This window comes from Paenibacillus sp. FSL R10-2736 (assembly GCF_038000245.1).
Classification (GTDB): Bacteria; Bacillota; Bacilli; order Paenibacillales; family Paenibacillaceae; genus Paenibacillus_AQ; species Paenibacillus_AQ phytohabitans.
On sequence record NZ_JBBOBN010000001.1, the window covers coordinates 5,476,198 to 5,501,874 of the forward strand.

The 25,677-nt window shown below is 50.4% G+C and carries 20 protein-coding genes and 1 pseudogene; 5 read left to right on the plus strand and 16 right to left on the minus strand.

Features of this window, described 5'->3' with window-relative positions:
* Positions 1 to 1,283 precede the first annotated feature (1,283 nt).
* Positions 1,284 to 2,114 (minus strand): hypothetical protein, encoded by an 831-nt coding sequence (locus NSQ73_RS23445; protein WP_340988381.1) that lies wholly within the window; start codon positions 2,112 to 2,114, stop codon positions 1,284 to 1,286.
* A 672-nt stretch (positions 2,115 to 2,786) separates the two neighbouring features.
* Between NSQ73_RS23445 and NSQ73_RS35010 the strand changes: the two genes are divergently transcribed.
* The 3 genes from NSQ73_RS35010 (at position 2,787) to NSQ73_RS23460 (ending at position 5,203) form a co-directional block, all read left to right on the plus strand.
* A complete protein-coding gene (locus NSQ73_RS35010) occupies positions 2,787 to 3,083 on the plus strand; it encodes a transposase (protein ID WP_445669683.1) in 297 nt (98 codons plus the stop codon).
* Between the two features lie 465 nt (positions 3,084 to 3,548).
* On the plus strand, positions 3,549 to 4,124 hold the full coding sequence (locus NSQ73_RS23455; RefSeq protein WP_039295610.1) for a TetR/AcrR family transcriptional regulator: 576 nt from the start codon (positions 3,549 to 3,551) through the stop codon (positions 4,122 to 4,124).
* A 161-nt stretch (positions 4,125 to 4,285) separates the two neighbouring features.
* Positions 4,286 to 5,203: an NmrA family NAD(P)-binding protein gene (locus tag NSQ73_RS23460; RefSeq protein ID WP_340988382.1), complete on the plus strand. Its 918-nt coding sequence runs from the start codon at positions 4,286 to 4,288 to the stop codon at positions 5,201 to 5,203.
* Between the two features lie 184 nt (positions 5,204 to 5,387).
* Here the strand turns inward: NSQ73_RS23460 and NSQ73_RS23465 are convergent.
* The 14 genes and pseudogenes from NSQ73_RS23465 to NSQ73_RS23530 all read right to left on the minus strand — a co-directional run.
* Positions 5,388 to 5,633: pseudogene (locus tag NSQ73_RS23465) on the minus strand (aldo/keto reductase); the annotation flags it as partial.
* 396 nt (positions 5,634 to 6,029) lie between these two features.
* On the minus strand, positions 6,030 to 6,950 hold the full coding sequence (gene cysK, locus NSQ73_RS23470) for a cysteine synthase A (protein ID WP_340988383.1): 921 nt from the start codon (positions 6,948 to 6,950) through the stop codon (positions 6,030 to 6,032).
* A 43-nt stretch (positions 6,951 to 6,993) separates the two neighbouring features.
* A complete protein-coding gene (cysK, locus tag NSQ73_RS23475) occupies positions 6,994 to 7,920 on the minus strand; it encodes a cysteine synthase A (RefSeq protein WP_039295604.1) in 927 nt (308 codons plus the stop codon).
* Positions 7,921 to 7,937: 17 nt separating this feature from the next.
* Positions 7,938 to 9,551, minus strand: a complete 1,614-nt coding sequence (locus tag NSQ73_RS23480; protein ID WP_340988384.1) for a gamma-glutamyltransferase family protein — start codon at positions 9,549 to 9,551, stop codon at positions 7,938 to 7,940.
* 29 nt (positions 9,552 to 9,580) lie between these two features.
* Positions 9,581 to 10,360 (minus strand): ABC transporter ATP-binding protein, encoded by a 780-nt coding sequence (locus tag NSQ73_RS23485; protein ID WP_340988385.1) that lies wholly within the window; start codon positions 10,358 to 10,360, stop codon positions 9,581 to 9,583.
* Between the two features lie 34 nt (positions 10,361 to 10,394).
* Positions 10,395 to 11,744: an MFS transporter gene (locus NSQ73_RS23490; RefSeq protein ID WP_340988386.1), complete on the minus strand. Its 1,350-nt coding sequence runs from the start codon at positions 11,742 to 11,744 to the stop codon at positions 10,395 to 10,397.
* A 69-nt stretch (positions 11,745 to 11,813) separates the two neighbouring features.
* Positions 11,814 to 12,566 carry a class II aldolase/adducin family protein gene (locus tag NSQ73_RS23495; RefSeq protein ID WP_340988387.1) on the minus strand — a complete coding sequence of 251 codons (753 nt, stop codon included), beginning with the start codon at positions 12,564 to 12,566 and terminating at the stop codon, positions 11,814 to 11,816.
* A 30-nt stretch (positions 12,567 to 12,596) separates the two neighbouring features.
* On the minus strand, positions 12,597 to 13,418 hold the full coding sequence (locus NSQ73_RS23500; protein ID WP_340988388.1) for an ABC transporter permease: 822 nt from the start codon (positions 13,416 to 13,418) through the stop codon (positions 12,597 to 12,599).
* A gap of 11 nt (positions 13,419 to 13,429) precedes the next feature.
* Entirely contained in the window at positions 13,430 to 14,218 is a 789-nt protein-coding gene (locus NSQ73_RS23505) for an ABC transporter permease (protein WP_340988389.1), read from the minus strand.
* Between the two features lie 13 nt (positions 14,219 to 14,231).
* Positions 14,232 to 15,575 (minus strand): LLM class flavin-dependent oxidoreductase, encoded by a 1,344-nt coding sequence (locus NSQ73_RS23510; protein WP_039295585.1) that lies wholly within the window; start codon positions 15,573 to 15,575, stop codon positions 14,232 to 14,234.
* A 23-nt stretch (positions 15,576 to 15,598) separates the two neighbouring features.
* Positions 15,599 to 16,675, minus strand: coding sequence for an ABC transporter substrate-binding protein (locus NSQ73_RS23515; RefSeq protein WP_340988390.1), 1,077 nt, complete (start codon positions 16,673 to 16,675; stop codon positions 15,599 to 15,601).
* 525 nt (positions 16,676 to 17,200) lie between these two features.
* Positions 17,201 to 17,908 (minus strand): DUF421 domain-containing protein, encoded by a 708-nt coding sequence (locus NSQ73_RS23520; RefSeq protein WP_340988391.1) that lies wholly within the window; start codon positions 17,906 to 17,908, stop codon positions 17,201 to 17,203.
* 107 nt (positions 17,909 to 18,015) lie between these two features.
* Positions 18,016 to 18,327: a hypothetical protein gene (locus NSQ73_RS23525; RefSeq protein WP_340988392.1), complete on the minus strand. Its 312-nt coding sequence runs from the start codon at positions 18,325 to 18,327 to the stop codon at positions 18,016 to 18,018.
* Between the two features lie 326 nt (positions 18,328 to 18,653).
* On the minus strand, positions 18,654 to 19,067 hold the full coding sequence (locus NSQ73_RS23530) for a MerR family transcriptional regulator (RefSeq protein WP_340988393.1): 414 nt from the start codon (positions 19,065 to 19,067) through the stop codon (positions 18,654 to 18,656).
* 94 nt (positions 19,068 to 19,161) lie between these two features.
* On the opposite strand from NSQ73_RS23530, the gene NSQ73_RS23535 reads away from it, so the two are divergent.
* Both NSQ73_RS23535 and NSQ73_RS23540 read left to right on the plus strand, forming a co-directional pair.
* The gene (locus tag NSQ73_RS23535) at positions 19,162 to 20,016 is read left to right on the plus strand and encodes an SDR family oxidoreductase (protein WP_340988394.1); all 855 of its coding nucleotides are present in this window, start codon (positions 19,162 to 19,164) and stop codon (positions 20,014 to 20,016) included.
* Between the two features lie 184 nt (positions 20,017 to 20,200).
* Positions 20,201 to 21,178, plus strand: a complete 978-nt coding sequence (locus NSQ73_RS23540) for a Gfo/Idh/MocA family protein (protein WP_340988395.1) — start codon at positions 20,201 to 20,203, stop codon at positions 21,176 to 21,178.
* 116 nt (positions 21,179 to 21,294) lie between these two features.
* Here NSQ73_RS23540 and NSQ73_RS23545 read toward each other — a convergent pair whose 3' ends face one another.
* Positions 21,295 to 25,335, minus strand: a complete 4,041-nt coding sequence (locus NSQ73_RS23545; RefSeq protein WP_340988396.1) for an endo-1,4-beta-xylanase — start codon at positions 25,333 to 25,335, stop codon at positions 21,295 to 21,297.
* Between the last annotated feature and the right edge of the window lie 342 nt (positions 25,336 to 25,677).

Consider the following 25,677-nt stretch of genomic DNA (forward strand, 5'->3'; position numbering starts at 1 on the left):
TAGAGCCGAAAAACCCGAAAAATCAAAGTTAAAATCAAAAGTTAAGTTTGCATTGGCCCGTAACTTTGCATTTTAAAGATCGCCGACCACACTATTTAAAATTCAAAATAATTTATATTCTACTTCTCCAAAAAGGCTTAAAAAGAAGTCAAGATTTTGAATATAGACCTCTTATGCATTTAATTAACTTGAAGGGTCTATTCAACTCTGATATGTGCAGATATCCCTCCAAGGCTTTAAGAGCAAAGCCTTCTTATTAAACTGTATTTTATAGATCAACTGAAGTTTGTTTTCCTGTATACAAATTAAAACATGTGACTCTAAGTAACCTTCGCCTTTAATCTCTGCATAAAATCAGTTTAACTTCTGACAGACTATTAAACTCCGGAAGAGAAATAGCTCTTCCAGGTTGTAAATACCCTCTCTTAATGAGTAACGCCAAATCCAAAGTAAGTAACTTGTAGAAAGCTATACCGAAATGTGCAGAATGGTAAAATTATATATTCTCTGGTATGGTAAACATCACAGAAATCCATTTAAAATTGCTTTGCACATTTATAAAAATAAAGGTCTGTTTATAAATTATTGTGCCTCGCCCTTATAACACAGTCTGAAGTCGTTATAATTCGAATAATATATTTATAAAATGCTGTCCTGTATTTTTATAAAACAAGTCCTTTCTGATAAGCTGACTCTCCTGGCTTGTAATACATATTCAGTTTTTTTATAAAATCGTCTATCCAAGTTATAACGTAGTCTTTAAGCCTTATAATATAAAAACGGGCTTTTATAAATTACTCTCAAGAGTTTTATAAAACGACCTCTTATCCTGACAAGCTGTATTTTCAAACTATAATTTAAGCTCGTAATTATTTATAAATTGGTCCATTCAAGTTATAAAAAAGTCCTCAACCGTTATAAAATGGTCGAGGACTTTTTTAATGAGAATCCATTATTTTATAAATAGAAGTTAGTAGAATCCGTTAGGGTCAGAAATGAAATTTATAGTTTATAACTGTCTTTGCCAATTCTACAGTGGTAATTCAGGAAAATATGCAAAAGGATCAAGCCTGAATTCAGAATCTCGGATTCAGGAATAAGTGAAAAGTAATATCAGTTAGAGATGGTTGGAGTTTTGAAGGAGGAATTTAGCTCTTTGTTCATTACACTGATAAAGAGATAGCCTATAAAAAAGAAGATGCCGGTTTCCTCAGCACCTTCGACTAGAGAATACAAGAGTTTAACTTTTGGAAGGAATTCATTCCAACCATCTTGTACTACGTTTACTCAAACCTTCCTGCTATTCGCCACACTGTAGATTCATGATCTTCAAATCTCCCGGATATGTCCAACCCCGCATTGGTCGCAGCTTGTTTTAGACTCGTGTTTACCCCTAAATCATCTTCATAGCGTACAGATAAAGAGAAATCCTTAAGTCCATATTTTAATCGTCCATCCGCAATTTGCTGCCAAGTTGGTTCATGGTGATACCACACAAGATTCTCCGGTAGTGCCGCTTCAAGTTTTGGGTCAAGATTAGCAGTAAATAACAATTGAGAGTCCTTCTTTGTATTAGAAGAAACTTCACTTTCTAGATTCGTCATTGCCGCAGGAATGGAAATACCTAATCTTGTAGAAAACTCTTTTGACCAACCAGTTACATGCTCCACCTCTATGTATGATGCACCTAAAGACATTAACAAGGTTATTGCTTCAGAAAACTTGTGTTCAAAGGTAAATCTATGAAACTGAGCAAAAGGATAATAGACATCAGATTTCGCAGGATGAGCGACATAAAGCACTTTAAATCTAGGATGACCTATTGGGAATTTAAGATTATTAGAGAGTGTTTGAGACACCGGAACAGTATTTACACCTTTTTCCCGCAGTTCCTTAATACTTTTGTACAGAGCTTCAACTAATTCAACATAAGGTACTCCTACACTAACAGTGAACGTAGATAAACCAAATTTCAATATACTATTAATAGGAGTATTTCTTCGCTTTTGCTCTTTCTCTTTTTTCTTAATCTGTTCGTCACTAAGCACAACTATCAGTTGACGTTCAGCGTAAGGTTTTAATAAAAACCCCTTAATATCATCATAGTTATTCAAATCAGTCGCTACCTCCATGAATAAAGAGTCCTTTCAGAACACACTATAGTATAATTCAACAATATCTACTAGAAATAACTACAGTTATATTGATTCAAACAAAAGGGAGCATATGCTAAAAACCAACTTAAAATTTGATATTTATACGCTACTTTCGCAATCTACTTAGAGCCACTCTACTATAACATAATAATGGATATTTTTAGTATGAGAAAAAACCCTCTTGTGTTACAAGAGGGCCTAGTCCTATCCAGCGATATTAAAGTAACTCTTAAAATTATTAATTGTTCATTAAAATTTTCACTGCAGACTATTTAAGTGTTCTAGTAATAACTTATTAACCCTATTGATAACCGATCCAAAAAGTACACCAATTTTACACCAATGAGAATAATTCCGCCTAATTCTAAGCAAAAGCTAATAATACATAAAGACGGAAAACCCGCACCAGATAAGGTTCCTGAAGACAATACAATGTATAGTAATGTATATGACGCCTAATTCGGGAGTAAGAGGCCGCAGGTTCGAATCCTGTCGTCTCGACCATATTGTTAGTGCCGGAACCCTTGATTTATAAGGGTTTTTTTGTTTGAGTTTTTTAGACTAAGCTTCCACCATTCCAAGCAAGGGCTGTTTCCAAAATGGAAGTTTGCGTTTGACGCTGAGCGAGAGGTGTACGTCTGCCCGGCCGGCCAAGAACTGAACTACCGGACAACGGGCCGCACAGGCTTCCAGCAGTATGCCTCAGATCCAGAGCAGTGTAAAAGTTGTCCGTTTTTAAACGAGTGTAAGCAATCCAAGAACCACCGAAGAGTGGTGACAAGGCATATCTGGGAGGACAGCAAGGATGGGGTCCGGAACAATCGGCTCAACCAAGGTCTTTGGATGACCTGGGTTTCTCGACAATCTGAGCCGCCACCCTTGGCTGCAATTAGCTGGCCGTCCACAGCACCTGCCGCATTCTGGTAGAACAGGGCGTGATCCCTTGTCGCATAGTTAGAGCTAAGACCGCCTGCTTCGAGTCCTGTACAGACGCATCCTTGGTCAGCTTGTTAGATCATGGTGGCGATCCTTTCTAAATGAACAAATTCCGTACCGGATACTGCAGCTTCTTTTCGTATATCCACATGCCGGACTTCTCCATTCCCAAGGACATTAGGAATAAGCACGCCCAAAGTTCTGCAGCGGACCATACAGCTCCTGGAACTGGTTAGCCAGCCGGGTAATTCCGGCAGAACCGTGCACCCCCTTTATTCAGCATAATCTTATCCGGCTCAAGCCGGTTCATCCAGATCCGATACGTGAAATTGTTCGATACACCGGTGCGCTTGTTCGACTGCCTCCAGCAAAGCTGCCGCATAAACTTTACCTTGGTAATGTAATTTTATTTTTTTGTTATATGAATTATAATAAAACGAAAGGAGTGGAAAGAAAATGAGCAACCGGGGTGCAACCAAAGAAGCTATTTTATCGACAAGCATGCATCTATTCAACCAACATGGCTTTGATCAGGTCACTATCAATCAGATCTGCAATGAAATCAATGTGACCAAGACCGCGTTTTACTACCATTTCAAATCCAAGGATGCGTTAGTTTCCGAATTCTTCTCGTTTGACAATATGGTATCCAGTGATGATTTACTGGACATTCTTTCCGTTACTGATTTTGCCGCCCAGGCGTTGAAAGCTATGGAGATTTTTGTGAAGCACATTGTTCGGCTTGGCGTCGAGATGACCAAGGAGAATTATAGAATCCACCTTCAAAACCAGCTGCTTCCGCTTGATAAGAGCAAATCCGCCTTGCTCAGCAATATTATTCCAGCCTTGCTTCAGAGAGCCAAGGATGCAGGCCAATTCAAGAACCCGGCGAGCGCTGAAGACCTGCTTGATTCAATGTGCTATACAGCCAACGGAGTCATATTGAATTGGGCTGTCACGGGCGGCAGCTTCGATGTTCTGAACGAAACCAGGAAAAGGTTTGAAATTTTGCTGATTCTTAATGAAGCATAGTTGTTATCAGAGGTAACGCCCCGCTTTTGAGGGGCGTTTTTGTTTTGTCCGGTGTTCCGGTTTCTAGCTGGAATACGATTTATGTTTACCTAGGTATTGACTTAACTTTACCCAAGTAATATAATTCGATTATTCCTTAATTGAGATTGGAGTGATTCACTATGGAAGCTCATCATACAACAACGATATTGGTTGTAGGCGGTACAGGTACGCAAGGCGGTAACGTGGCCCGCGAGTTGTTGAACCACGGTCACAGTGTGCGGATTCTGACCCGAAACCCGGAATCTGCGGCAGCCCGGGCGATGGCCGCCAAAGGCGCGGAACTGATTCAAGGAGACTTGGCCGATCCGGTCTCGCTTGAGCCTGCCATGGCGAACGTATCGGCGATTTTTTCGGTACAGTATGCCGATCCCTATGATCAAACGATTGAGCCGCGAAATGCCGCAAATATGGTCCAGGCTGCAAAGAATGCGGGAGTCGGACAAATCGTACACACCTCGGTCGCCGGCAGCAATTTGTTCCCACGGTGGGATAAATACAAGTATTTGGTTCAGACCTGGGAGAATAAATACGATATTGAAGAGCTTATCCGCAATGGCGGATTCCAATATTGGACGATTCTCCACCCTTGCTGGTTTATGGAGAACTTTGTAGAACCGAATTCAGTAATGATGGCGCCGGAACTGACAAATGGAGTTTTGTTTGGCACGATGCAAGCCGATACCCCCTTAAAATTGAATTCCGGGGAAGATACAGCCAAATTTGCGCGTGCTGCCTTTGAGCATCCGCAAAAGTTTCACGAAAAGGATATTAATGTCGCAAGCGATGAGTTGTCCATGACAGAGATCGCCCAGACTCTGAGCCGCGTTCTTGACACGAATGTGATCTTCGAAACAGTCGGCAGCGTAGCAGCCCGGAAGCGCGGCATGTTGGAGGGGACGGTTAATTTCATGGAGTGGATGGAGGAAATACCCGGCTACGGATTCGATATTCAAGAAACAAGGCAGTATGGTGTAGAGCTTAAGCCTTTTGCGGAGTGGGTCGAAGAGAACAAGCATCGATTTAATATTGTACGTTGAAAACCCTTGTATAAATCTCCAATTATCGGCAGAGCAAACTTTTCAGTCCCTTCGCTTCCCCTCAGGAAGTGGAAAGGGCTTACCCCAGGGCTTACAAATAGGCAAGTGTCAATACACTTGCCCTGCTGACATTTAGTGTTTTGTTGCTTCCTGCTTTCTGACAACTGTTGCAGCCGGAAAGTGCTTAACGAAGAATTCGTCGTTTGCCTGCTTGCAGCCACCCTAGGGTCCATCCCTTTTCCATCGCGTCCAGAGTTACTCCAGCCTGGACAATAGAATCAATCGCATCCAGAACATCTTTACTTAACCGGATGCCGCTCCCCTTTAAGGTTTCACGAAGCTGCCCGATGGTCCTAGCCCCAACAATTGCTGAGGTAATGGAAGAATGAGCCTGGGTAAACGCCATGGCCAGATGCGGCAGAGTCAGTCCCGCCTCATCTGCCTATGGCTAAACGATGCGGCAATTTATAAAGATTACTTTAATGGAAAAGCAATTCGAGAACGATCATACTAGAAAATACAAAGGGAATGATACAATAATACTTGCCAGTTGGATCTCCATGATTGTTCAGATAAGAGCTTACTCTGTCCATCGGCTATATATTGCAATCTTTCTTTGCGTATGGATATTATTTCCACAACCTTTATTCCTGCATCCCAACGCTCAATATAACATATTGAGAACGATCGGTAAAAGTTTACCGTTTAACATCAAAACCACCCGTCACACGGGTGGTTTGAAGTCGTGGCATACTCTGAAAGCAAGGAATTCCCCGCCAGTTCAGCATCCCGTTCCCGGGGGAGCCAACTGGCTTGTACAGCTATATCAAAATATATCCGAACTCAAATAGCGCTCTCCATTATCAGGAGCGATGCATAAGACCCGTTTCCCTTTACCGAGCCGTTTCGCCTCTTGGAGCGCCGTCCAGACAGAAGCCCCAGAGGAGGGACCTACCAGTATACCTTGCCGCTGGGCCAGTAGTCTAACCGTTTGCAAGGCATCCTCGTCACTTACCTGAACAATCTTGTCAAAGATGGATTGATTCAGAATCGGTGGAATAAAACCAGGGCTCGTGCCTACAAGCTTATGCGGGCCGGGAGCACCACCCGATAGGACCGGTGATCCCTTCGGCTCCACCACCAGTATGCGAAGATCGGGCAGTGACTTGCGCAGTTCCTCGCCTGTACCGGTAATGGTTCCTCCCGTCCCGGACGTGGCAATGAATGTGTCCAGACGCCCTTCTAGCTGCTCCAGAATTTCCCGGGCCGTTGTTGTTCGGTGAATGTCCGGATTGGCCGGATTTTCGAATTGCTGGGGGAGGTAGCTGCCCGGCATCCCGGCATGCAATTCAAGCGCCTTGCGGATCGCACCGGGTATGCGCTCCTCGGCGGGAGTCAGAACGACCTCGGCGCCATACGCCTTCAAAATTTGGATGCGTTCCTTATTCATGTTCGAAGGCATCGTTATAATTAAACGATATCCTTTGGCTGCAGCATTCATCGCCAGGCCAATGCCGGTGTTCCCGCTTGTCGGCTCAATAATGGTCGCGCCTGGCTTCAGCCGCCCGTCGAGCTCCGCCTGTAGAATCAGATTGTATGCCGCCCGATCCTTAACGCTGCCGCTCGGATTGAAGTATTCCAGCTTGACGAACACGTCGGCGTCCTCAGGAGCTGTCATTTTCGTAATCCGGACGGCGGGAGTACAGCCTATGAGATCGGTAATACTGTCTACAACAATAGATGCCATTGATATACACTCCTTTTTTGTTCATGCTTGACATCGAAGAGAATCAAAATTTAAAAAAGTCTGAACTTAAATAACGTTCCCCGCTATCAGGTGCGACGCAAACAATTCGTTTGCCGGCTCCCAGCTCTTTGGCTACCCGCAGCGCGGTCCATACTGCGGCTCCTGAGGAAGGACCTACAAGAATACCTTCCTGGGCAGCCATTTTACCTGCGGTAGCAATGGCTGCTTTATCCGATACTCTTACGATTTCGTCGTATACGCTTTGATTCAATACGGACGGCACAAAACCGGGGCCTGCTCCTATCAGCTTGTGCATACCCGGCTTGCCGCCTGATAACATTGGCGAGCCTTCCGGCTCGATCACCACAATCCGGATGCCGGGCAACGCCTGTCGCAGAAACTCGCCTGCACCGGTTATGGTGCCTCCCGTTCCCGCCGTCGATATAAATGCGTCGAGCCTGCCCTCCATTTGCTGCAATATTTCCGGACCCGTTGTCGCCCTGTGAATGTCGGGATTGGCTTGATTCTCAAACTGCTGTGGGACAAAGCTGTTGGGGATTTGCCGTTGCAGCTCTAGTGCCTTGCGAATGGCCCCGGACATCCGTTCGGAGGCTGGCGTCAGCACCACCTCTACACCATAGGCCTTCAGTACATTGATGCGCTCCTTGGACATATTAGATGGCATCGTAATAATCAGCTTGTAGCCTCTTGAGGCGGCGGTCATCGCAAGACCTATACCCGTATTTCCGCTGGTCGGCTCAATGATCGTCGATCCCGGCTTAAGCCGGCCGCTCAGCTCGGCCTGAACGATCATATTATACGCCGCCCGATCCTTGAGGCTCCCCCCGGGGTTGAAGTATTCCAGCTTGACGTAAACCTCGGCGTCGCCTTCACCGGTGAGCCGGTTCAAGCGTACAACGGGAGTTTCTCCTATCAGATCGGTTATGTGGTTTACTTTTCTGGCTGTCATCGCTATTCCTCCCTTCACTACCAGACGGCCAGACTGCCGTCAGCACGCGAATCCGTCCCGCCCAGCAGAACTCCGCTCCCGTTGTCCCGCCAAATGATTTGGCCTCTGCCGAAGGATCCCGACTCCAGTGCGATCCGGATGTCGTGGCCGCGGCGGCTAAGCGCCTGAGCACAGGCAGCCGGGAACTGCGGCTCGACCAGCACGGTTTTGCCTCCTGTCCACTGCCAGCGCGGCGCATCGAGTGCTGCCTGCGGATGAAAGCCGAAGTCGATGGCGTTCATCAGAGTCTGCACATGTCCCTGAGGCTGCATGACACCGCCCATAACGCCGAACGGGCCCACCGGCTGGCCGCCCTTCGTCAGAAAGCCTGGAATAATCGTATGATACGTTTTCTTTCCGGGCTCCAGCGCATTGGGATGCGTCTCATCCAGCGAAAAATCCTTGCCACGGTTTTGCAGCGCAATACCCGTGCCGGGAACGACCATTCCCGAACCAAACTGCATGTAATTGCTCTGGATGAAGGACACCATATTGCCTTCGCCGTCGGCTGCGGCCAGATAAACTGTGCCACCACTGCGGGGGTCTCCCGGTGCTGGCTGAAGCGCCTGATCTCCGATCAGTTTCCTGCGCACCGCCGCATAAGCCGGATCGAGCAGATCAGCCGGGGTCGCGGTCAGCCTTGACGCATCCGAAATATAACGATAGCCATCGGCGAAAGCGAGCTTAATCGCTTCGATCTGCCTGTGATAGGTCTCTACATCTCCTGCCGCATGACGTTCGTAGCCATCCAGAATACTTAATGCAATAAGCGCTACTAGTCCCTGTCCGTTCGGCGGCAGCTCCCACACTTCATAACCCCGGTAGGCGGTACTGATCGGCTGAACCCATTCGGGCTTGTATCTTCGTAAGTCGTCTTCCGTCAAGTATCCGCCGGCATCCCCGACAAAGCGGCTAATCCGCTTGGCCAATTCTCCTTCATAGAAGTCACGGGCACCACTGTTGCCGATGCTGCGAAGCGTCAGCGCATGATCCGGCGATCGCCATAGCTCTCCAGCCTGCGGAGCTCGTCCGGCTGGTGCGAAGGTATCGAACCAGTGAGAGAAATACGGATTTCTTAGCTCTTGCTTGTATACATGAAAGGCTTTGTTCCAGTGATGGGCAGTCACGGGAGATACCGGGTATCCGTACTCGGCATATTGAATAGCGGGCTCCAATGTTTCCTCCAACGACAGTTTACCGAATTTCTCCGATAATTCCGCCCAGGCCGCCGGAATGCCTGGTACCGTAACCGGAATCGGTCCGTATTGCGGCATCACAGTATAACCAGCTTCACACAATGCCCCGATCGAGATGGCGGCGGGCGCCGGACCGCTGCTGTTCAAGCCGTGCAACTGGCCGCCATGCCATATAATTGCAAACGCATCGCCTCCAATCCCGTTCGAGCAAGGCTCTACGACGGTCAGAGCCGCTGCTGCGGCAATGGCGGCATCGACTGCATTGCCGCCCCGCTTCAGCATATCCAGTCCCGCTTGGGCAGCAAGCGGCTGGGATGTCGCCACCATCCCCCGGCCGGCGTATACCGGCGGCCGATAAGCCGGGTACGGATGGTACAACGGATCGTTTGCTATCATAATTGACTCCCCCTTCTTTGCTGTCCGCCTCAGATGCCAGCTCCTGCTTCTCCAAACGAAAGCTCCTCAATTTTTTCAAATTCGCTTAGCACCTGGTAACGAAGCTCCTGAAACGAAGTGCTCGCTTTCTTCCGCGGGAACGGCAGGTCGATCTTGACGATCCGACGAACCTCGCCGGGGCGCGGTCTCAGAATCACAATCCGGTTAGCCAGTACGACCGCTTCGTCTAGATCATGAGTTACAAAAATCATCGTTGTTTTGTTTGTCTCCCATATATCAAGCAGTGCCTCCTGCATATGAGACCTGGTAAAGGCGTCCAACGCGCCAAACGGCTCGTCAAGCAACAGGATCTTGGGGTTGCGCAGCAGCGCTCTTGCGATCGATACCCGCTGCGCCATCCCTCCGGACAATTGCTTCGGATACGATTTTTCGAAGCCTTGCAGCTTCACCAGTTCAATTAATTCGTCAACCTTCTCGCGGATTTCCGGCTTGCGCAGCGATAAATCGGCTGCGATATTCTGCTCAACCGTAAGCCAGGGGAACAGCCTCGGCTCCTGAAAAACAAATCCTTTCTCAATTCCCGGACCTGCAATGTTCTCCCCGGAAAGTTTTACGGTTCCTTCAAAATCTGTATCCAGCCCCGCAACGATGCGAAGCAGCGTGCTTTTACCGCAGCCGCTTGGGCCGATAACCGTAACTAACTCACCAGCATTGACTTTCAAGTTGATATTATGAAGTGCTTGAACCACTTTGTTGCCGGAGATGAATTTCTTGTCCAGCTGTTGTATATCTAGAATCGGTACACTCATTGTTGAACACAGCTCCCTTCATCTCAAATATGACTTATTCCGGTTGCCTTCCGATACTGTGAGCGATCATCCATGCGACCAGTAAGGTCATAGCGGCTACACCAGCACATAGTAGCGCCATGACATGAAGTCCTTGCGTGGACACATTGCTGCCGAACACCAAACCCAGCACGCAGGAGGACGTAATCGTTCCGATAAATCTGAAGGCCTGCAGCAACCCGGAGTATACGCCGATCCCGCGGCTGTCAACCATCCGGTACAAGGCGTTCTGTACGCTGAAACTCTGAGCCGAATTCGACAGGCCGAACAGCGTCAGCAGCAAACAGATGATGACGCTTCCCGTATCGGCTTTCACACCGGTAAACAGGATTAGGGTAATCACCGAGCCGATCGCTCCGGCTAACATCGCATAAGCGGGCCCGCTCCGCTCCACCCACCTCGCCATAACGGGCAGCGATACCAGATTGGGAGCCGACATGGCCAGCATGACAAGCCCGGCTTCTCCTGTTCCAAGACCCGCGCTCGTTATCAGAAAGGCTGGCAACCCGAACAAAATGCAATACAGTATGATGTTGACCAGCATATATTGAACGTAAATCAAGCCTAATGCACGGTTGGACCGGAGAATCCGGATATCGATAAACGGCATTGTCGAAGTGCTCTCATGCCGGTAAAACCAAACGCTTGACAGCACGTTAAGCGGCAGCAGCCAGTAAAGCGGATCCGCCAGGTTTTGAAAAAAAGCAAACCACCCCACCATGCTTGCCGCAAACAGCAGAATGCCGGTGTAGTCCAGTTCCGCCGCCATCTTTCTTTCAAATAGAACGGAGTCCTTCGGGATGGCCCAAAAAACGAGAGCTATGGTAAGCGCGACGATCGGAAAATTGACCAGAAAAATGGCTTTCCAGTCACTGTAATGAATAAGGATACCGCCGACGGATGGTCCAACGGCCGCAGAGAATGTCGAGAACACGCCAACGATTCCAAGCGCTTTCGCCTGCTTGTCCGATACGTAATATTTCAGCAGGCTCATGCCTGCCGGATGTAGGGCCGATGTCCCGAAGGCCTGAATGGTCCGGTAAGCCATTAACTCACCCATACTGGCAGACAGCGGAGCGAGCATAGATGAGAGGCATACCAGGAGCAGCCCCCAGATATATATGCGCTTGGCCCCGACCATGTCGCTCACCTTGCCCATTAGCGGCTGCGCGATGGCGCTCACTATATAATAGGAAGCAATCAGCCAGGATACATCTCTGAAATTCGCTCCGAAGCTTTCCTGTATGCGGGAAAAGGCTACGGTTATCATCGTTGTGTTGATCGGGTTCATCATAACGCCCAGCGCGACCGTGATCGTTATCCAGTATTGTCGTCTGGCACTCATGCGGGCCCTACCGCTATCCTGCTGCCAGTCGCCGTGCGCCCATAGTCAGATAGCATCGCGCCGCGCCGCTTACCGAAACAACTCAGGGTGCTCGCGGACAATACTTTCATAATAGGGCTGAAAGTTAAGCCAGCCCATATCCGGCGTAAAACGCTGGGAGACCTGCGCGGCCCGTTCCGGAGGAATCAGCTCCGGCTTGCTTACCGCTTCGGCCATCAGTTGGGCCTGGCAGGACCGTTCCATTGAAATGAACCAATAAGCGGCTTCATCAACCGTCTTGCCAAAGGTGACCAGGCCGTGATTTTTGAGCAGCAGCCCTTTGTTGCTGCCCACCGCATTCGCAAGCGCCTCTCCTTCTCCATGCCTGAAGCTGTCGAATACATCATGCGCCTGATAGAAGACTGCGGATTCTGTGGTAATGGGGTCCAGCTTCCGCCCGAGTGCGCACCATGTTTTTCCGTAGATAGAATGCGTATGGGCAATCGCATTAATATCCGGTCTCAATTTCTGAACCGGCAGATGGAGCTGGAGCGCTCCTCCATGCACATGACCATGTCCATGCACGATTTCACCGTTATGATTTTGCAATACCAGATCATCTGCCGTAATCAGATTGAAGCTGAGGGCGAGCGGATTTGTCCAATAATGATCCGTCTTGATCGGATCGCGAACAGAGATATGCCCCATGACCCCCTCATCGTATCCGAATTTTGCAAAAATCCGAAAAGCCGCTACCAGCCGTTGCTTGCGGTGCTCCCGCTCGTCCTCTAAATTATCGAATTGAGGCGGTTGCAATCTTGTCGCTTTAGGATTGGTTGTCATCTTTTGTTCCTCCATTTATATTTTATGCTGTTAACCCTGATAGCTGTCTCTCCAACTGAGCCACCGCTTGTCCAGATACTTGACCAATGAATCGATAAACTTGCCTGCAAGCGCAAATATAATAATGCCAACGAACACCAGATCCGTTCTGCCGTTCTGAGCCGATGTCAGGATCAAACTTCCAACGCCCTCACTCGCTCCGATCAGTTCCGCAACCACAAGGCTCAGCCACGATATCGCTAGAGACAGCCGGATGCCCAGCAGCAAATGTGGCAACGAGGAGGGCACAACCAGACGGACGATTTGCTGGAACCGGTTGAATTGCAATACGCGAGACACCTCGTACAGCTTGCCTTCCACGCTTCTGATGCCTATAAACGTATTAATATATATAGGGAAGAAAGAGCCCTCCGCAATAATAACGATTTTGGACATTTCACTAAAACCAAACCAGAGCGTAATTAGCGGCGCTAACGCCAACCCGGGAATCATCCGGACCAGCTGGATCGAAGGATCGATAAAGTCCTCCGACCGTCTGGAGAATCCTGTCCATATGCCAAGTAAAAAGCCGACAGTCCCACCTGCCAGAAAGCCCAGCAATGCCCTCCGGGCGCTTACGCCGAGATGATGGAACAACTCTCCGCTGCCAATCAGGGCTTCAAACCCCTTCAATATCTCCAAAGGTGTCGGGAGGAAGAAGGTATCGATAATGTTCAGGGTACCTAGCGTTTGCCAGCCCGCCACCAGCAATAACGGAAAGGCTGCCGCTATGGCGACATTCTTCCAGACCACTTTTCGGCGATTCACTTTTTTGTTGTGAACGCGCGGCGAAGTCGACAGTTGCGTGCTCATTCCATCCCTCCTTAATTTCCTTGAAAATGATCCCGCCATTTCAGACATCTTCGTTCTATACCCACAACGAACATATCGGATATTTTTCCGCACACTGCAAACAGCAATATGCCTACAAATACAACGGACGTCATACCCATCGATCTTGCGTCCATCATCAGGTAGCCAATTCCGGAGGTGGAGCCCATTATTTCCGCCACGACCAGTCCGAGCCAGGTAACGGCAACCGACAAACGGATACCCAGGAATATGTTGGGCAAGCTTGCCGGGATGACCAGCCGGACAATCTGCTTCAATCTGCTAAAGCCAAGCACCTTCGCCACCTCAAAATATTTACGGTCCACATTTCGAATACCTAAATACGTATTAATATACAACGGAAAAAAAGCCCCTTTTGCAATCAGCAGTATTTTTGACGTCTCTCCGATTCCAAACCATAATACAAACAAAGTCGTAACTGCAAGATGGGGAATCATGCGAATCATTTGAATGGTCGGGTCCAGAGACCGCTCGGCGAAACGAAAGAATCCAACCAGCAATCCGAACATAAAGCCGAGCCCTCCCCCGAGTGCGAAACCATACAACGCGCGCTGCAGGCTGATAGACAGATTGTCCCCAAGCTCCCCGGTCTGGTACAGCCTCGTCAAAGCATTGAAGATCGTTGAAGGGGTCGGGAACAGGAGCGTAGAGATGCGCCCCTGATCGCCAAGCACTTGCCACAACACCAGCAAAAGAACGGGTAATGTGCTTCCTGCCACTGCCTTATACAAATACCGATTGTACGGTCGCAAGCTACCCATACGTATTCCTCCCTCAGCCCTGATCGACTTGTGCCGCCTCTCTCTCTTTCGTATACCGATTGACCGGGTACGGCAAATTCAGATGCCCGCGCAATGTGTTGCCGGTATATTCCTTCCTGAACAAGCCGCGCTCCTGCAGAATAGGCACGACCTGCTCCGCAAAATCATTCAGTCCCTCCGGTTGTACATACCCGTAAATAATGAAGCCATCCACCGCTTCCGCTTCAAACAGCCGTTGCATCCGGTCTGCGACTTGCTCAGCCGTTCCCACGAAATCCCCTTTGGGCGTAGCCGCCCGCAGCGCCAGCTGCCGCAACGTCAGCCCTTCTTCCTTGGCCATTCTTTTCAGGCTCTCAGCCGTGGATCTGAAGCTGTTGCTGCCGATATCGCCGAGATCCGGGAGTGGTTCATCCAGCGGAAACTGCGAAAAGTCGAAAAAGCTGAAAAACCGGCTTAAATATTTGACGGCGAGTTGAATATCCACATACGCGCTCGTCTGTTCATATTTGCGAAGCGCCTCTTCCTCCGTCGCCCCGATAATTGGCGTAATCGCCGGGAAGATGAGGATTTCCTCCGGCTTGCGTCCGAACGCAGCCGCGCGCTGCTTCACATCCTTGTAAAATTCACGCGCCTCTTCCAATTGGCTCGACGGCGCAAAAATGCCGTCTGCTTGGCGCGCGGCGAGTTCTCTGCCCACCTCGGACGCCCCCGCCTGAAATACGAGAGGACGGCCTTGCGGAGAGGGTTCCATGTTCAAGGGACCCTTCACCGAAAAATATTTGCCCTTATGATCGAGCGTGTGCAGCTTGTCCAGATCCACATATTGGCCGGTCTCCTTATCCCTCACAAATGCATCGTCTTCCCATGAATCCCATAGCCCCTTGGCAATCGTAATGTATTCGTCCGCGATAGCGTAACGTTCCGCGTGATCGTACAGCTTGTCCTTGCTATGGTTTTTCGCGACGTCTTCAAGTGCCGAAGTAACGGCGTTCCATCCCGCTCTGCCGCCGCTCAGCTTGTCCAGCGAGGCAAGCTGGCGGGCCGTAGTAAACGGTTCGCTGAACGAGGTCGTGAACGTGCCGATCAGTCCAAGTTTGCTCGTTACCGCCGCTAATGCCGACAAGATCGTCAGCGGCTCGAAGCGGCTCAAAAAGTACGGCGTTGAATCCTTCGTAATATAGGCCGAATCTGCAATAAACGCGAAATCGAATTTCGCCTTTTCAGCAATTTGCGCCAGTCTGATATTGTGCTGCAAATTAACCGGACCATCGGATGGGCTATTTCCATGTCTCCATGCAGCTACATTGTTTCCCGATCCGGTGAAAAACGCTCCCAGATGCATTTGTTTTTTACTCATTTTCTATTCCTCCTATCAGATTATTAGTTGTGGATCCATTGCTCCAGATCGAAGTCGCCAGCAGCTAATTTCTCCTCCTGCAGAAAATCCTTGGCCAATCGCAGCCGCTCGATGCCTTGCTCGCTAATCTCCGTGTCGGCAATCAGCTCGATAGGATATAAGATAGGCGCTACATCAATCGGTGTTCCGGTAATTTCTGAAATATAGGCGTAGTACTCGTCCGGCTTGGACTTCAAGTCCTCCAGGGCGGCTGTTCTAGCTGCGTTCCACGCTTCCAGAAAATCGGGATACTGGTTCAGGAACTCTTCACGGGCAACCGTAACCGACGTCCCCAGCAACGGAGGATGGTCGATGCCGCGATCCAGCACCGGGTATCCTTCTTCTTCCGCCATACGGTACGAGGTATAATCGTAGGCGGCCGGAGCAAAGGCGTCAATATCGCCGCGGGCCAGTGCGGCATAGGAATCCGGCCAGCCCATATTGATGATGTTTGCTTTAATGTTGTTCTCTTTCAACAGTCCCACTACATAGCGGTGCATAATAGAGCCTTTAACAACGGCGATCGTTTTGTCCTCCAGCTCCTTGACCGTGGAAACGCCGTTCTTTTTGCCGAGCAGGTAGCTTTCGTTCTGCGTAACCGTAAACCCGATTAATTTGGTTTTGTTGCCGGCAGCACGGGTTAGCAATTGCGGTGTATCGCCTGTCGTGGCCACGTCGGCGCGGCCTGCCAGCAGAGCCTCGTTAATGTCCGGGCCAGTGCCTCCACCCAAAGCAACAGCCTCCTTGATGCCATATTGGGCAAGCACTTCAGGTATGATTCCGGTATGGAAGCCCCAGCCTTCCGCTCCGCTTTGCTTGCCTGTTGCCCCGACAAACAAATACGTAAATTTCTCCGGCACCTTTTTTGCTGCCGGAACCGGTTCATTATCCGCTCCGCTCGGCTGTTCCGGTGCGGCTGGCGACGGCGCGGAGGCATTCGCCCCATTGTTCCCGCCTGTTCCTCCGCATGCTTGTATCACCATGATGGCCATAAGCAGCACCATAGTCAGGGCCAGCCTTAATCCCCTATTCTGTTTTGTCGTTTGTTTGCTGTGTCTCATATTTTTTCTCCACTCCTTATGCATTATCAAATGTCGTACCGCTCTCATGCTTCCTTTCCAGCCTCGGATCTTCACGAAATTAACAGCGAATGCGTCACCCCCTCATGCTCTGCGCAGAAAATGGTATAAAAACCGTTTGTACGGTATCTTATCGATAGAACCAGACTTAAAAATCAAAATTCGATATTATTCGACATAATACCAAGTATATCGGTATGAATTATGAACTTTGATTTAGAGTAATCTATCACCGATTTTCTAGCATGTCAAGATGAAAATAAAGTCCATTGTAGCCCGCGCCCGAAACTAATTTTATTGATATAGCCAGAACGAGAAACGGTAAAGGAACAGCTTATGAGCGGCCGGCAAAAATAGTTCAATCTAAAATAGCAATGTTCTCCGGCGGTAATCAAAAAAGCCAACATCCTCATTGAAAGCAGGAGTTGGCATATTCAAAATGTGACAACATGATTGACTTTAACGACTTTAATACTCTTTCATGTAAGGACGGAGCGGACGCAAGTATCACTCTTCATCCAGCGGATGGCGGATATCATCCTTGTAGAAATCGAAAATGAGCTGCTGCTGCGTTCCTTTCACTGCATAGAACACATCGGAGATTCGTTTCCCTTGGCGTCTTAGCTCGTTCTCCAGCCATTGTGCCGTAAGACCGTAATTCTTCAGGTTATCCTCCATTACGATGCCATCCATAATTAATTCCACCGGGAAGGCTTGCGGATGGGACGGCAGCTTCATATCCTTCTTCTGTACTCCCTGAAAGGCCTCCTTTTTCAGTACGGACAACCTTCCGTTATCTTCAAGAATGGCATACTCCACCTCTTCTATATCGAAAATATCTTTCTCCCGCAGCGACTGATCCAGTGAATCCATCGTATATTTAAGCTTGCGCATGTTGCCCTCCAAGATCTTTCCTCCTTCAATCAGTACCGTGGGCGAACCGGAGATCCAAGCTCTCCACTTATGGCTTTTCAGTGCGATCAGCGACAGCAGAAAAGAAAGGGCGGCAACAGCGACAAGGGCCAGAATCAAATAGACCGATTTCAGGCTCTCATTGAACGCCAGGTTGGCGGCTATCGACCCCAGCATGATGCTGGTGACGAAGTTATGAGAAGTCATGTTCGATATCATCTGCTTGCCCAGCAGCTTAGGGATAAACAAAAGCAGAATGACGGAAATTATCGTGCGGACCAGAATATCCATATAAGCATGCATAGCGCAATCCCTCCTCCCTCCATTATTTCCAATACGAACCGAAACAAACGATTTGTACGGGAGGAGACAATGAATTGACCGTAATTATATTGTGACTTAGCCCGGATTTATCTTTTTATTCTCGGCAGAAATGCCGCCGGAATCAGCGCCAGTGTAGCGAAGGCAATCGACCAGATAAACGTATGATCGAACGCAACAGCCATAGCTGCCGGGTCATGGGACAGGACTGAATTAAGCTCGTTCTGCAAAATAATAGCGATAACCGATACGCCAAAGGCGCCGCCGATCTGCTGCATAATACGAGTGGTGCTGCTGGCATGCGGAATTTGTTTCGAAGACAGGCCAATATAGGCCGAAGCCATGACCGGCAGAAAAACAGCCCCTAATCCTGCCCCCCGCACGATCAATGCTGCGCTCAAATAGTAATAGCTCGTATCTCCGCTAAGCTGCGTAAGCGGCCATGTTCAAGTATGGTAAGGAGGGTTCCGGTAAGAACGACGGGTCTCGAACCGATCTGATCCGTTAGTTTGCCGGCAGATCTGGCCCGCCATGAGCTAATGCTGTATAACAAACCAATGTCCGAGGAGACCATTGCCAATATTGTGGACGAAGTGTTCCTGCCGCTTGTATTAAAGCGTTGATTACCCTATCCAAATAGAAAAACGAGAGGAGATACGCCGCCATTAATTCGCCGTAAATCTCACTCTCGCCTGATTTTTAAAATACAATTTGATGTCTCCGCCGCTCAATCAGATGAGCCCGCCTGCCAGCTCTTCATCATCTCTTGAGCCTGCTGCGAATCTGTCATGAGCAGCGTCCGGCATTCCAGCATCCAGTTCAGTGTATTCAGCATTTGGTCGTATTCTTCCTTCTTGCTTTCGATCTCCTTTTTCTTGCCGCGAATCCAATCTATAATCTGCAGATTGGTGCTCATATTGGTGTCGCATTCCTGCAAAGCTTCCTTCAGTTCGGCCAGCGAACAGCCGATGGACTGGAAATTCTTGACGAGCTTGAGCCGCTCGACAGCCTCTTCCGAATAGTTGCGGTAATTGTTGCTTTCCCGCCGGACATGCCGATCATCCAGCAAGCCTTCCTTTTCATAAAAGCGGATCGTATGGATCGTGAGTCCCATCTTGTCCGCCAGTTCCTGAATTTTCATCATCATTTCTCCTTTGGGCCGCTTGCCCTAGAGTTCACTTCATAGTTTATGCTTAACATGATCAAGCAGTCAACCTATGAAGGAGGATATCATTATGCATGTTTTTGTTACAGGAGCAACGGGGTATATCGGTTCTGCGGTCATCCAGGAACTGATCGGCGCGGGACATACTGTGTCGGGTCTTTGCCGTTCTGAAGAGAAAGCCGCGGGATTAAAGGCGGCGGGGGCCGAAGTGCTGTACGGCACACTGGACGATCTCGATACTCTGCGCAGCGCCTCTGCTGCTGCGGACGGCGTGATTCATCTAGCGTTCACTAGCGATTTTTCCGACTTGACGGATGCGCTGGCTCTGGATTTGCGGGCCGTTGAAGTCATGGGAGCTGCGCTCGAAGGTTCCGGAAAGCCGTTCATTACCACGGGTCACACGGCTCACGCAGATGGACAAACCGTGGATCATGCAGTGCTCGCAATGGCAGAGCGGGGTATTCGGGCATCCATCGTCACGCTTTCACCGTCCGTGCACGGCGAAGGCGATAGGGCCTTTGTGCCGAAGCTGATCAACATCGCCCGGGCGAAGGGCTTCGCCGCCTACATCGGCGACGGAACGAACCGCTGGCCGGCGGTTCACCTCCTGGATGCGGCGGTGCTGTACCGACTGGCGCTGGAATCCGCCCCGGCCGGCTCACGGCTGTTTGGCGTCGGCGATGTAGGCATTCCGTTCCGCGAGATCGCCGCGGTCATCGGGCGGCAATTGAACGTGCCGACGGTCAGCATCACACCTGAAGAAGCTGCCGCCCATTTCGGCTTTCTTGGCCCCATTGCGGCATTCGACATCACAGGCTTGTCTAACACTGCGCAAGCGAGTCTGGCAACACGGGAGCTTCTGGGCTGGAAACCGATACAGCCCGGATTGATCGCCGATCTGGAAGAAGGGCATTATTTCGCCTAGTTCCGCAAGCCGGATTCAAAGATACCAGGGTGTTCCGGAGGATTATTGCAGGAACTGCAAGATTCCTCCCCCTAAGCCGCTTGGAGGCGCGGAATTGCTGTCTTTCTTACAACATTCAGGGCAAAGGGTTGATATAATGAGGAGAATGTTGTAAGCAGGACTTGATCCGGAGGAGGATACTGAGTTGAGCAAAATCATTCACTGGGGCATTATCGGCTGCGGGGATGTAACCGAGGTTAAGAGCGGTCCGGCCTTGCAAAAGGCCGGGGGATCACAGCTCGCGGCCGTTATGAGGCGCAGCGGAGAACTTGCAGCGGACTATGCGCGGCGGCATGGGGTACCCCGCTGGTACGACGGGGCAGCCAGTCTGATAGCCGATCCCGGCGTGGACGCCGTGTATGTCGCTACACCGCCGTCCACCCATATGGAGTACACCTTAGCGGCAGCGCAGGCCGGAAAGCCTGTCTATGTGGAGAAGCCCATGGGTCTTAATACGGCGGAATGCGAAGCCATGATTGCTGCCTGCGGGCAGGCGGGGGTTCCGCTGTACGTAGCTTATTACCGCAGAGGGCTTCCACGCTTCCGCAAGGTTAAGGAGTGGCTGGACACGGGAGCGATCGGCGAACCCAGGTTTGTGCGCACTCTGCATATGACTAAGCCGCTCGCGGCGGTAAGTGAGGAGAACTGGCGGGTGGACCCGGCAATTTCCGGCGGCGGTTTATTGCTGGATGTGGGCAGCCATACGCTGGATCTGCTCGATTTCCTGCTCGGCCCGATTAAGGATGTCAACGGACATGCGTCCAACTTTGGAAGCCCCTACAAACCTGAGGATACCGTCTCCGGCAGATACCGCTTTGAGACAGGCGTGCATGGGACGGGCATCTGGTGCTTCAATGCCTTTTCTAACGAAGACGTTACTGAAATCATCGGCAGCCGTGGCAGTATCACCTTCTCCACCTTTGCGGAGCAGCCGGTTATTCTCCGGACCGAAGACGGGGAGTACCCTGAATTCATTGCCCACCCGCCCCATATCCAGCAGCCGCTGATCCAGTCCATTGTAGATGAGCTTCTGGGATGCGGCACCGCTCTCAGCACCGGCGATACCGCTATCCGTACCAGCCGCGTGATGGATGAACTTGTGCGGAATTACAATGGACGCTGATTGCCGGCATACTTAAAAACAAAAATAAACCTGCAACATGAACAGCCAGCCTCCGGGAATCCGCCCGGCGGCTGGCTGTTGCTGCGCTCAATCAGAAAGAAAACTCTAAGTCCTAATTACAGCTTCCAGATCCGGTACAGAATGACCGCTGCTTCCGCCCGGGTAAGAGTATCATCCGGGGCAAGCCTGCCGTTCTTACCGTTCACAACTCCATATTTCAGCAGAGCTTCCAGACTGTCCTTGGCGTAAGCAGAGATCCGCTCTGCATCCGCGTAAGCATCCAGAGTTCCGCTGCCGTGTGCCGCTATCCCGGCTGACTTCAGCGCGCGGGCGGCGATCACCATCATCTCCTGACGTGAAATCGTGCTGCCTGGCTTAAAGGTGTTATCTGCATAGCCGGTGACGATGCCGAGCTGCTTCGCGGCGGCAAGCTCCTTGAAATGCTCAGCATTATTCCCGACATCGCTGAATCCAGCACCTGCTTCAGCAGAAGCTTTGAGTTCAAGCACCTTCAGAAGGGATGCGGTGAAATCTGCTCTGCTTACTGGAACAGCCGGGGAGAAATTGCCGCTGGAGGTTCCCAGGACAAGATCACGCGCCGCCATGGCAGCGACAGCCTGCTTAGCCCAAGACAGATTCCCCAGATCCGTGAATGTCAATGGAGCATACGCCGCTGCAAAAGTGCCGAACTCTGATGTCTGGAACACAAGTGATCCGTTCGCCGCATCATAACGGCTGTTCACGACAGCAGTCATATGGCCATCCTCACTGAGATGCCTTACCAGCAGTGAATCTGGGTAACCCAGCTCTTCCACTGCCGGCTTGTAAGGAATAGAAACTGTTATTGGCATATCCGGGTTGCTCCAGGCCATCTCCCGGCCTCCGGCCGACAACTTCAGCTCCACCACCGGACGACTGCCGGTCAGACTGCGGGCTGCCGCATCCGGACTGGCCGCCGGGGACGCTTTTACATGAATGGAGATGTATTCACTGTTTGCTGTAATGCCAGCCAGCTGCCCGCCTGGGATTGCGAGCGTTGCAGGGCCTGTCTTGATCACAAGCACGAAGTTCGCCTGCCCCTTCAGGCTTTGCAGCGGCAGTTCAACTTCGTATGAGGCTGCACCCGTCTGCTTCGGCAGGTCGATCACGATTTGTTTCATGCCGTCTGCTGCCGGGACTGCCTGCTCCAGCGCTTTGCGCAGAATATCGCCCGTAACCGTGGCCTTTGCCTCTCCTCCCTGATTCTTGATTTCCGGTCTGATCGTAACCACGCCGTCCTTACTCTCAAGATTCACAGGCTTCGGTGTAGGTGTGCTATTGACATAGTTTGTTCCGCCAGATACCGGTGCCGGGGTTGGTGTAGCTGTTGGTGTTGGTTCTGCTGTTGGTTCCGCAGTTGGTTGTGTCGTTGCTGCCGGTGTCGGCGTTGGTGCCGTTGTCGGTTCCGGCTCTTCATCCCTGCTCTTGAGAGTCAATATGCCGTACACAGACGTGTCCTGATAACCGTTCCCGGTGGTATCATTCCAGGCGGCAACACTTTGCCGGACGCCGCTCTTGGCATCGTTAATCTGAGTGTCGAAGCCGACCTTGGTGCCGCCGGCCGGGGTGATTTTTTTGAACGGAATCTTCATTTCAAGGGTATAGCTTGTTCCGGCTACCTTGGTTGCCGACTCGAAGCCTGCACCGATGGCTGCCGGACTGAAGGAGGCTTCATTGTCATAATTGACCCGGAACTGTCCGTCATCGTCCTGATAGAAGGTGGTACGGCCCAGATTCTCATCCAGGAAGACCTCAACCGAGTCTTGCTCCCACGCATTCGCGTTACTCTTGTCCAGTTGGGCATCGCTGACCTGGACCAGTACATATAGATTCTGTTCATCCCACAAAGTACGCGCGGTTCCGCTTGCACCCTGCCAGGCCAGCTGATACCGGTTCACTGCCATCTCAGGCGCTGAGGACCAGATTGCATCCGCTGTTCCGTCAATGACCGGTGTGCCGTAAACGGCCTCAGACACATTAGCCTCTGTCGTGTTCGGTTGATGCTCTGTCATATATTTTGCCGGATCGATGACGCCGTAATATGCCGGTTTGGCCTGCAAATCCCTGTCGAACAACAGCGGACTTGAGACAGCTCTCCAACTGGTACGGTCATCCATTCCCCAGAAGGTAACGCGCGCGATATTGGCGGCATGTGCCTTGTAGAGATCCATCAATTTCGCATACAAATAGCCCTGGTCGACCAATTCCTTCTCCGTTTGCTTATTGTCGCTTCCGGCTTGAATATCGAGCTCGGTAATGCTCACCTCTACCCCAAGCGAGATGAATTTCTCCAGCGACAGCTTGACGTTATCGGGATTCGTGTTGATATTGTAATGTGCCTGCATCCCCACACCGTCAATCAGCAGCTTCCCGGGGTGGTCAAGCGCGTACCTGTCGTTGATTTCCTTGACCATACTGTAGATGGCCTGGGCTTTGTTCTGGTTATCATCGTTGTAATCATTGTAATACAGCTTGATATCCCACTCTGGATGATCGTCCAGCACCTCTCTGGCCGCCAGGAAAGCCTGCTCTACATAGTCCGCACCGATGGCATCATACCAGTGGGATTGACGCAGAGCCCCTTGCCAGTTGGACGGGTTGGACGGGTTATCATTCATTGCTTCATTAACTACATCCCAGGAGATCACCCTGCCCTCAAAATGCTCCATAACCTCCCGGATATGAGTTCTAAGATTGGTGAGTGCTTCGGCACGTCCCAGAGGAACGGTATTGCCTGCCGCATCCGTGGTCAGGTTCATCCAGTCAGGCGACTGCTGGTACCATACCAGCACATGCCCGTGCATCTTCATCCCTTCCGCCAGCACCTTGTTCACCATCGCATCTGCCGCTGTAAAAGTGAAATTCCCCTTAGTCGGCTGCAGCGCATCCGGCTTCATGGCATTGCCTGCGGTAGCAACGTTGTGATGCAGCTTCAGCAGATCCAGCCGGACACCTTCCAGATCCTCGGCTGAAATCGCGTTACCGATCAGGAAGTCATTCTGATAGGCTGCTTTTAGAGGAACCAGATCCCTTTGAATATCCACCGGGCCGGTGCCTGTATGCTCAAAAGTGATATCGTCGATATAAAAGGAGGCTGCTGTGTTGTTGGAGCTTTCAATATAAAGGGTCAGATATTCGCCGCCCACACTGTTATAGCGGTAGCTGCCCTCAAATTTCACCCAGCCGTCAGCAGTGCTGATCGTCTTGGGGGACAGGGCCACATAACTCGCACCACTGTCATTGCCCACCTGCGTAGACAACTGGAGCTGCGAGCTGGCAGGATCGATCAGCTTGACCCAGGCAGAGATGTTGTATTCGCTGCCCTTATCCACGTATTTCTCCACACGCAGGGAAGGCCCGTGCCAGGTAGAGGTTCTGCCTTCCACCTTCAGCGCGTAGGAACCATCAGCCGTATGATTCTCTTCACCGGTTACAGTAAGCAGCTCGGTTCCCGCTCTGCCGGTGAAGCCGCCTGCCGTCTGGTCTTCAAAGGTGATCGTATTGAATGGTAAAGCCGGGTCCCGGACAGGTTCTTCCCCGCCGCCTGGAGTGCCCTCTTCAGTGAACAGAATATCTCCAAGATAAAATGGCACTGCGGCCCCGGCCTCGTTAGAATTGATGCGCAAGCCATAATCCTTCTTGTCGGGGTCCACGGCACTGGTATCCACAGTGAATGTTTTCTTCAGTGTGACTGATTGGCCTGCCACATAGGGTACTGCCGTATAATTCCCATAGCTTTTCACCGTCTGGAGCGCCGCCGCCGCATCGTCCGGGACCGCTACATTAGCGTCAACGTAGACGACAGCAGTGACGGTGTATGTGTGCCCGTTCTTGAGGCCGACATCCGAGAATTTGAAATCAACCGCATCCCAGTTATTTACCCGGTTGTTTACGTATAACGCTGCTCCATCGGCATTTCCGTCAAAAGGAACTCCCGTGACTGCACTGAGGCTGGCGCCTCCGGATTGGACTGCCTTGCCTGTGCCGCCCGCAAAGCTTTCGTGGTATACCTTGGCCGGGGCCTCTGCTGCCTGAGCAGCCGGAATATACCCGCCTGCCGGAAGAAGCAGGACGGCTGCAAGTAATACGAGAGAGACTTGCTTGATTATTCGCTTCATGCATTGCACTCCTCTGTATGAATTTGGGTTTCTTTTGAGTTAAGCGCTTACAGTTATGTGAAAGCTGCCCCCCTTCTCAACCCAAATCGTAGCATAATGCAAAAAAAGCGTCTTACCCGAAACTAAAGATTGTACCGTGCTTTTTATAGTTCATTTCACTGGAGTGTCAGAACTAAGAAGCACCTGTCTGCCACTTTATAAGCCGGATGCTATAGAGGCCGGATTAATAGCAGTTGGATTTACTACACTTGCTGATGAGCGAATGTCCCCCTGCTTAATCAGCAGTTGAATAAACAGCACTTAAATCACTCCATTTCATCCAAAGTAGTGAAAACTACCCCT

What these genes read in the sequence shown, in the direction of transcription:
- NSQ73_RS23455 (WP_039295610.1), top strand. Translation starts at nt 3,549, where the DNA reads ATGAGCAACCGGGGTGCAACCAAAGAAGCTATTTTATCGACAAGCATG.
- NSQ73_RS23460 (WP_340988382.1), top strand. Translation starts at nt 4,286, where the DNA reads ATGGAAGCTCATCATACAACAACGATATTGGTTGTAGGCGGTACAGGT.
- NSQ73_RS23520 (WP_340988391.1), bottom strand. Translation starts at nt 17,908, where the DNA reads ATGCATGCTTATATGGATATTCTGGTCCGCACGATAATTTCCGTCATT.
- NSQ73_RS23535 (WP_340988394.1), top strand. Translation starts at nt 19,162, where the DNA reads ATGCATGTTTTTGTTACAGGAGCAACGGGGTATATCGGTTCTGCGGTC.
- NSQ73_RS23505 (WP_340988389.1), bottom strand. Translation starts at nt 14,218, where the DNA reads ATGGGTAGCTTGCGACCGTACAATCGGTATTTGTATAAGGCAGTGGCA.
- cysK (WP_340988383.1), bottom strand. Translation starts at nt 6,950, where the DNA reads ATGGCATCTATTGTTGTAGACAGTATTACCGATCTCATAGGCTGTACT.
- NSQ73_RS23515 (WP_340988390.1), bottom strand. Translation starts at nt 16,675, where the DNA reads ATGAGACACAGCAAACAAACGACAAAACAGAATAGGGGATTAAGGCTG.
- NSQ73_RS23495 (WP_340988387.1), bottom strand. Translation starts at nt 12,566, where the DNA reads ATGACAACCAATCCTAAAGCGACAAGATTGCAACCGCCTCAATTCGAT.
- NSQ73_RS23510 (WP_039295585.1), bottom strand. Translation starts at nt 15,575, where the DNA reads ATGAGTAAAAAACAAATGCATCTGGGAGCGTTTTTCACCGGATCGGGA.
- NSQ73_RS23480 (WP_340988384.1), bottom strand. Translation starts at nt 9,551, where the DNA reads ATGATAGCAAACGATCCGTTGTACCATCCGTACCCGGCTTATCGGCCG.
- NSQ73_RS23545 (WP_340988396.1), bottom strand. Translation starts at nt 25,335, where the DNA reads ATGAAGCGAATAATCAAGCAAGTCTCTCTCGTATTACTTGCAGCCGTC.
- cysK (WP_039295604.1), bottom strand. Translation starts at nt 7,920, where the DNA reads ATGACAGCCAGAAAAGTAAACCACATAACCGATCTGATAGGAGAAACT.
- NSQ73_RS23485 (WP_340988385.1), bottom strand. Translation starts at nt 10,360, where the DNA reads ATGAGTGTACCGATTCTAGATATACAACAGCTGGACAAGAAATTCATC.
- NSQ73_RS23490 (WP_340988386.1), bottom strand. Translation starts at nt 11,744, where the DNA reads ATGAGTGCCAGACGACAATACTGGATAACGATCACGGTCGCGCTGGGC.
- NSQ73_RS23500 (WP_340988388.1), bottom strand. Translation starts at nt 13,418, where the DNA reads ATGAGCACGCAACTGTCGACTTCGCCGCGCGTTCACAACAAAAAAGTG.
- NSQ73_RS23530 (WP_340988393.1), bottom strand. Translation starts at nt 19,067, where the DNA reads ATGAAAATTCAGGAACTGGCGGACAAGATGGGACTCACGATCCATACG.